The sequence below is a fragment of the Streptomyces sp. S6 genome (genome assembly GCF_054880855.1).
On the sequence record NZ_JBTYMC010000348.1, the window covers coordinates 1 to 6,440 of the forward strand.

The 6,440-nt window shown below is 73.8% G+C and carries 7 protein-coding genes and 1 pseudogene; 7 read left to right on the forward strand and 1 reads right to left on the reverse strand.

Annotated features, from left to right (window positions below; translation table 11 throughout):
* Positions 1-25: 25 nt before the first annotated feature.
* The 3 genes and pseudogenes from ACVNF4_RS30665 to ACVNF4_RS30675 form a co-directional block, all read left to right on the forward strand.
* Positions 26-145, forward strand: a pseudogene (locus tag ACVNF4_RS30665) (beta-ketoacyl synthase N-terminal-like domain-containing protein); the annotation flags it as partial.
* A gap of 113 nt (positions 146-258) precedes the next feature.
* Positions 259-1,233: an acetylxylan esterase gene (locus tag ACVNF4_RS30670; RefSeq protein WP_461806148.1), complete on the forward strand. Its 975-nt coding sequence runs from the start codon at positions 259-261 to the stop codon at positions 1,231-1,233.
* A 40-nt stretch (positions 1,234-1,273) separates the two neighbouring features.
* Positions 1,274-2,413, forward strand: coding sequence for a serine hydrolase domain-containing protein (locus ACVNF4_RS30675; RefSeq protein WP_461806149.1), 1,140 nt, complete (start codon positions 1,274-1,276; stop codon positions 2,411-2,413).
* On the opposite strand, the gene ACVNF4_RS30680 is transcribed toward ACVNF4_RS30675, so the two are convergent.
* Positions 2,398-3,102, reverse strand: a complete 705-nt coding sequence (locus ACVNF4_RS30680; protein WP_461806150.1) for a class I SAM-dependent DNA methyltransferase — start codon at positions 3,100-3,102, stop codon at positions 2,398-2,400. The two genes, ACVNF4_RS30675 and ACVNF4_RS30680, sit on opposite strands and share 16 nt — an antisense overlap.
* 38 nt (positions 3,103-3,140) lie before the next feature.
* Here ACVNF4_RS30680 and ACVNF4_RS30685 point away from each other — a divergent pair, with 38 nt between their 5' ends.
* From ACVNF4_RS30685 to ACVNF4_RS30700, 4 genes are all read left to right on the forward strand, one after another.
* A complete protein-coding gene (locus tag ACVNF4_RS30685) occupies positions 3,141-3,524 on the forward strand; it encodes a nuclear transport factor 2 family protein (RefSeq protein WP_461806151.1) in 384 nt (127 codons plus the stop codon).
* Positions 3,525-3,598: 74 nt separating this feature from the next.
* Complete coding sequence (locus tag ACVNF4_RS30690; RefSeq protein WP_461806152.1) at positions 3,599-3,790, forward strand: hypothetical protein; 192 nt, start codon at positions 3,599-3,601, stop codon at positions 3,788-3,790.
* A 284-nt stretch (positions 3,791-4,074) separates the two neighbouring features.
* Complete coding sequence (gene rho / locus ACVNF4_RS30695) at positions 4,075-5,253, forward strand: transcription termination factor Rho (RefSeq protein WP_461806153.1); 1,179 nt, start codon at positions 4,075-4,077, stop codon at positions 5,251-5,253.
* 110 nt (positions 5,254-5,363) lie between these two features.
* Positions 5,364-6,440, forward strand: a 1,077-nt coding sequence (locus ACVNF4_RS30700; protein WP_461806154.1) for a D-alanyl-D-alanine carboxypeptidase family protein, incomplete at its 3' end; no start/stop codon positions are given.

Sequence of the window (6,440 nt, forward strand, 5' to 3'; positions counted from 1 at the left end):
GCTTGTCGAGGCGTCGTCCGCGCCCGTGGCCATCGTCGGCATGAGCTGCCGCCTCCCGGGCGGGGTCACCACGCCCGAGGAGCTGTGGGAGCTGCTCGGCGCGGGCGGCGATGCCATAGTGGACCCGCCGCCGGGCCTGACCCCGCCCTCTGACCTGCCCTGTGACCTGCGGGAACCGAAAACTTTCGGGCTCTGGTGGCCCTCCCCCGCGCCACGTACGGTGATCCCGTCCGACATTTCCCGTGAAGGCGGTCACCGATGCCCCTGTTCGACCTCCCCCTCGAAGAACTCCGCGAGTACCGCAGCGACTCGGTGCCACCGGAGGACTTCGACGCGTTCTGGACGAAGACCCTCCAGGAAGCGCGCGAGCACGACCTCGACGCCCGCTTCGATCCGGTCGACACCGGGCTGACGACGGTCGACGTGTACGACGTGACGTTCGCGGGGTTCGGCGGCCACCCGGTGAAGGCGTGGTTCACCGTCCCGAAGAACACCACCGCCCCCCTCCCGCTGATCGTGGAGTTCATCGGCTACGGCGGCGGGCGCGGCCTCCCCCACGAGCATCTTCTGTGGGCGTCGGCGGGCCACGCCCACCTGATCATGGACACGCGGGGCCAGGGCAGCGCCTGGGGCGGCGGGGGCGGCACCCCGGACCCGGTGGGCGGCGGCCCGGCGTACCCGGGGTTCATGACGCGCGGCATCGACGCGCCGGAGAACTACTACTACCGGCGGGTGTTCACGGACGGCGTCCGCGCGGTGGAGGCGGCCCGCTCGCACCCCCTGGCGGACGCCTCCCGCACGGTCGTCCTCGGCGGCAGCCAGGGCGGCGGCATCAGCATCGCGGTCGCCGGGCTCGTGCCCGACCTGGCGGGGGCCGCGCCGGACGTGCCGTTCCTGTGCGACTTCCCGCGCGCCGCGATCCTGACGGACCGTCACCCCTACCGTGAGATCGGCCTGTTCCTCAAGACGCACCGGGGCCGCAGCGCGGACGTCCAGCGCACCCTGGCCTACTTCGACGGCGTCCACTTCGCCGCCCGCGCCACCGCCCCCGCCCTCTTCTCCGTCGCCCTGGAGGACGCGACCTGCCCGCCCTCGACGGTCTTCGCCGCGTTCAACTCCTGGGCGCACGACGACAGGCGGATAGAGGTGTACGACTTCAACGACCACGAGGGCGGCGGCCCTTACCAGGACGAGGTGAGGCTGCGCTGGCTGCGGGGGATCAACTCGCGCTAGGTTCCGGTGAGTTCGGTTTCCGATCACCGGCGGAGGACACATGACCGAGGTGCACGGCCACTGCGACGACGGCTTCGCCGGGGTCCGGGCGGCGTTCGAGGCGAACTTCCGGGAACGGGACGAACTCGGCGCCGCCGTAGCGGTGTTCGTCGACGGCCACCCCGTGGCCGACCTGTGGGGCGGCAGGGCCGACGGTGCCCGCACCCGTCCCTGGGAGCGGGACACCGTCGTCAACGTCTGGTCCACCACCAAGGGCGTGACGGCGCTGTGCGCCCACCTCCTCGCCGAGCGGGGTCTCCTCGACCTCGACGCCGAAGTCGCCCGCTACTGGCCCGAGTTCGCCGAGAACGGCAAGGAGCGTGTCCTCGTACGGCACCTCCTGTCCCACCGCTCGGGGGTCCCGGGCCTCAGCGAGCCGCTGAGCGCCGAGCAGCTGTACGACTGGGAGTCGACCGTGTCGCGGCTCGCGGCGCAGAAGCCGCTGTGGGAGCCCGGCAGCGCCTCGGGCTATCACGCCCTGCTGTTCGGGCACTTGATCGGCGAGGTGGTCCGGCGGATCACCGGCCTGCTGCCGAGCGCCTTCCTGGCGCGGGAGGTCACGGGCCCGCTCGGCATCGACTTCACCATCGGGCTGCCCGAGAAGGAGTACGGGCGTGCCGCCGAGCTGGTCCCGCCGCCCGCCCTGACGAGCACTCAGCAGGCCGAGATGCTGGCCTCGTTGACGCCGGTCGCGATCGCCGCGGTCGGCAACCCTCCGGTGGGCGCCCCCACCGCCAACTCCCCCGCGTGGCGGGCCGCCGAGATCCCGGCGGGCGGGGGGCACGGCACCGCGCGGGCCGTCGCGGAGCTGTACGGGCTGCTCGCCGGGGAGCGCGGACTACTGTCCCCCGAGGCGGTCGAACGGGTCCGGGAGGGGCAGGGGAGCTGCCGTGACCTGGTGCTCGGGGCGCGGCTCGGGCGGGACACGGAGATCGCGCTCGGGCCGTGGCTGAGCGGGGCGCACGGCTCGTACGGGCCCAATCCGCGCGCGTTCGGGCACGACGGGTTCGGCGGGTCGTTCGGGCTCGCGGACCCGGAGGCGCGGGTGTCCCTGGGGTACGTGATGAACCGGATGGGCCCCCATATCGCCGACGACCCGAGGAAGTCGGCGCTCGTGGACGCCGTCTACGCCGCCTTGTGACCCGTCACCAGTCGCGCGCGGGGGCTTTTGTCGTCCCGGGTGCCGAACTCCGGCAGCGCCCGCAGGCCGACGCGGAACCCCGCGTCCGTCAACTCCCGTCGTACGTCGCCGAGCCGGAAGGTGCGGTAGTACATCACGAACGGCGGGCGCCACAGCGCGTTGCGGGCCCGCATGACCCCGTCGAAGCCGAGAAGGGCCCAGTAGGCGGGAGTCGAGACCTTCGGCGGGGCGCCGACGGGGAACGCGAAGGTGCCGCCGGGGCGCAGCGCGGTGTGCACCTGGCGGAAGAGGCCCGGGAGTTCGGCGGGCAGGAAGTGCCCGAACGCCCCGAAGCTGACGACGAGGTCGAACGCGGAGACGAACGGCAGCGCCCGCGCGTCCGCCCGCACCAGCCGCGCCCCCTGCCCCGCCGCCCGCTCCAGCATCCCCGCGCTGAAGTCGACCCCGGTCACCCGCTCGCACACCTCCCCGAGCACCTTGAGCCCCGCGCCCGTCCCGCAGCACAGGTCGAGCCCGTCCCCGTAGGGCCCCGCCGCCTTGAGCGCCTCGGCGGTGGCGTCGAGGACCGGGGCGGGTGTGCGGAACGGCGTGTGGTCGAACTTCGGGGCGAGCAGGTCGTAGCCGTGCTCGACGGACGACAGGGCCTGGACGGCGAGTTCACGCAGGCGGGGTCCTTCGGGGCTGAACATCTGCCTATTGTGGCCGTTCCCGAGGAAAGGCGGTCCGCATGCACGCGTTCCGTGAAGCCGTCGAGGCGAGGGATATGGAGTCGGCCGTCGCCCTGCTGGCGGAGGACGTCGTCTTCAACAGCCCCGTCGTCCACCAGCCCTACCAGGGGCGGGCCGTCACCGCCGCGATCCTCCGCGTCGTCGCCCAGGTCTTCCAGGACCTGCGCTACGAACGGGAGGTGACCGACGGCGCGGACAGCGCCCTGGTCTTCACCGCCCGGGTCGGCGACCGGCAGCTGACGGGCTGCGACCTGATCCACGTCGGCGAGGACGGCCTCATCGACGAACTGACCGTGATGGTACGGCCGTTGTCGGCGGCGCAGGCCCTCCAGGCCGCCATGGCCGCCCGGTTCGGCGACATCGCGGCGGACGCATCCGGCTGAGCCCGGCCGGCGTCTTCTTCGACGGCACCCTTCGGCCCGCCCTGATGGCCGTCCGCACGAAGAGAGGTTCCGAGATGCGTCTGTCCCGGCTCACGGCCGCCGCCGTGTTCGTGGCCACCGCCGCACTGACCGCCCCCGCCGCACAGGCGGTGGCCGCCCCGATGCCCTGGGAGACCAGCAAGGTCCCCACGGCCGCCGCCCACCCTGTCTCCTTGAGCACGGCCGGCACGATCACCATCCAGTGCGTCGGCGGCTGCTACCAGTAGCTCCGCGCGGGGCCCGCGCCCGTGGCATGACGGCGCCGGCGCGAGCGGCCTTCGGGCCGGTCGCGCCGGCGTTCGCATGTGCGCGGTGGGAATGCTCGGCGCCGGTTCGGGGTTGACAGGACCAGGTACCCCGTGTGTACCTTGCGAACAGCACTCGTGTACGCCCCCTCGTGGGCGCCGGTGCGGTTCTCTCTCCTTCTCCACCCCGTCGACCGGGGTGTCTCTCAGCCGCCGGAAGTGCGTGTCGCCTTCCGAATTCGTCGCGGCGTTCTCCTTCCCCACGCATGCCACATGCCCGTCCGTCCGCGAAGGGACCGACCCTCATGACCACCACACTCGAACACCCCCCGACCAAGCAGCAGCCCCCGGCCCGGCTCGTGGCCGGCGTCCTCGACGTCGACAGCGGCGGGAAGGGGCACCTGCGGGGGCCCGGTCTCCTGCCGGAGGCCGAGGACACCCAGGTCCCGGTGGCGCTGATCCGCCGGCACGGCCTGCGCAAGGGCGACCTCGTCCAGGGCCTGCGCGACCGGCGCGCGCTCACCGAGGTCACCGCCGTCGAGGGCCGCGGCCCCGAACAGACGCGCGGTCGCCGCAGGTTCGCCGAGCTGACGCCGCTGCACCCCAGTGAACGGCTGCGTCTCGAACACCCCGCCTCGGGGCTCGCCGGACGGGTCACCGACCTGTTCGCACCCGTCGGCAAGGGGCAGCGGGGGCTGCTCGTCGCCCCGCCGAAGACCGGCAAGACGGTCCTGCTCCAACAGCTCGCGGCGGCCGTCGCGGGCAACCACCCGGAGGCCCGGCTGATGGTCCTCCTGCTCGACGAACGCCCCGAGGAAGTCACCGACATGCGGCGCTCGGTGCACGGCGAGGTGTACGCCTCGACGTTCGACCGGGCGGCCCGGCAGCACACCGCCCTCGCCGAACTGGTCGTGGAGCGCGCGAAGCGGCTCGTCGAGGCCGGGGAGGACGTCGTGATCCTCCTCGACTCCCTGACCCGGCTGTGCCGGGCCCACAACAACGCGGCTCCGGGCAACGGCCGCACCCTCAGCGGCGGCGTCGACGCGGGCGCCCTCCTCGGCCCGAAGCGGTTCTTCGGCGCCGCGCGCGCCGTCGAGGAGGGCGGCTCGCTGACGATCCTGGCGACCGCCCTGGTCGAGACGGGCTCGCGGGCCGACGACTACTACTTCGAGGAGCTGAAGAGCACCGGCAACATGGAGCTGCGCCTCGACCGCGAACCGGCCTCCCGCCGCCTGTTCCCCGCCGTCGACCTCTACACCTCCGGCACCCGCCGCGAGGAACTCCTCCTCACCCCGGCCGAGTTGGCCGCCACCCACGGCCTGCGCCGCGCCCTCGCCGCCCGCGACACCAGCACCGGCCTGGAGACCCTCCTGGAGCGGATGCGCAGGACACCGGACAACGCGGCGTTCCTGCGGCAGGTGCAGCCGACGCTGCCGGGGGCGTGAGAGGCGCACACACCCCGGCCCACCTCCTCCGTACGGCATCCGGGTGCTCACCACCCCCCGATCGGCACGGGCAGCACGCCGATCCGCATGATCGTTTCTACGTTGACCGTATGACGATCGGATTCTCCTCCCGGGCCGCCGTGACGGCCTGCGCGTTGTGTGCCGCGGTCTCCTTGGCGGCGGGCCCGGTGGCGGTCGCCTCGGCCGGCCCCGCTCCGGGGGTACGGGAGGCACCGGACCGGTCGTCCGCCTCCGCCTCTCCGAGCCGTCCCGCGGCTCCCGCCACCCCCTCCCCCGCCCTCCTCCTCCGCCCCGGCACCCCCGTCCACCCCCGCCCCGGAGCCCCCGCGCTGCCCGGTGTCTCCGCGCTCTCCTGGGTCGTCGCCGACGCGGACTCCGGGGCCGTCCTCGCCGCCTCGGACGCGCACCGCAGACTGCCCCCGGCGAGCACCCTGAAGACGCTGTTCGCGCTGACCGTCCTGCCGGTCCTGCCGGCCGGCGTCCAGCACCGGGTGTCGGCGGCGGAGCTGGCGGGGATCGGCGCCGGAAGCAGCCTGGTCGGGGTCGCGGAGGGCCGTACGTACACGGTCGCCGACCTGTGGCGCGGGGTGTTCCTGAACTCGGGGAACGACGCCGTGCACGTCCTGGCCGCGCTGAACGGCGGCTGGGAGACGACGGCGACGCGGATGCAGGCCAAGGCGCGGGCGCTGGGCGCCCTGGACACGCACGTGCTGTCGCCGGACGGGTACGACACGCCGGGTCAGGTGTCGTCGGCGTACGACCTCGCGGTGTTCGGGCGGGCGGGGCTGCGCAACAGCGACTTCGCGCGGTACTGCGGGCTCGCGCGGGCCCGGTTCCCCGGGGGCGGCGGCTGGTCGTACGAGATCGCGAACACGAACCGGCTGCTGACCGGGGAGGACGGGGTGTCGGCGTACCCGGGGCTCGTCGGGGTGAAGAACGGCTACACCACCAACGCCGGGAACACGCTGGTCGCGGCGGCCCGCAAAGGCGCGCGGACGCTGGTGGTGACGGTGATGAACCCGCAGGCCGGCGGGGGGTTCGCGGTCTACGAGGAGGCGCGGGACCTGCTGGACTGGGGGTTCGCGGCGGCGGGGCGGGTGGATCCGGTGGGTTCGCTGGACGCGCTGCGGGCGCGGCCCCGGCCCGGTCCCGGGGTGCCCGTGGCG

What these genes read in the sequence shown, in the direction of transcription:
- ACVNF4_RS30680 (WP_461806150.1), bottom strand. Translation starts at nt 3,102, where the DNA reads ATGTTCAGCCCCGAAGGACCCCGCCTGCGTGAACTCGCCGTCCAGGCC.
- ACVNF4_RS30675 (WP_461806149.1), top strand. Translation starts at nt 1,274, where the DNA reads ATGACCGAGGTGCACGGCCACTGCGACGACGGCTTCGCCGGGGTCCGG.
- ACVNF4_RS30670 (WP_461806148.1), top strand. Translation starts at nt 259, where the DNA reads ATGCCCCTGTTCGACCTCCCCCTCGAAGAACTCCGCGAGTACCGCAGC.
- rho (WP_461806153.1), top strand. Translation starts at nt 4,075, where the DNA reads ATGCCACATGCCCGTCCGTCCGCGAAGGGACCGACCCTCATGACCACC.
- ACVNF4_RS30690 (WP_461806152.1), top strand. Translation starts at nt 3,599, where the DNA reads ATGCGTCTGTCCCGGCTCACGGCCGCCGCCGTGTTCGTGGCCACCGCC.
- ACVNF4_RS30685 (WP_461806151.1), top strand. Translation starts at nt 3,141, where the DNA reads ATGCACGCGTTCCGTGAAGCCGTCGAGGCGAGGGATATGGAGTCGGCC.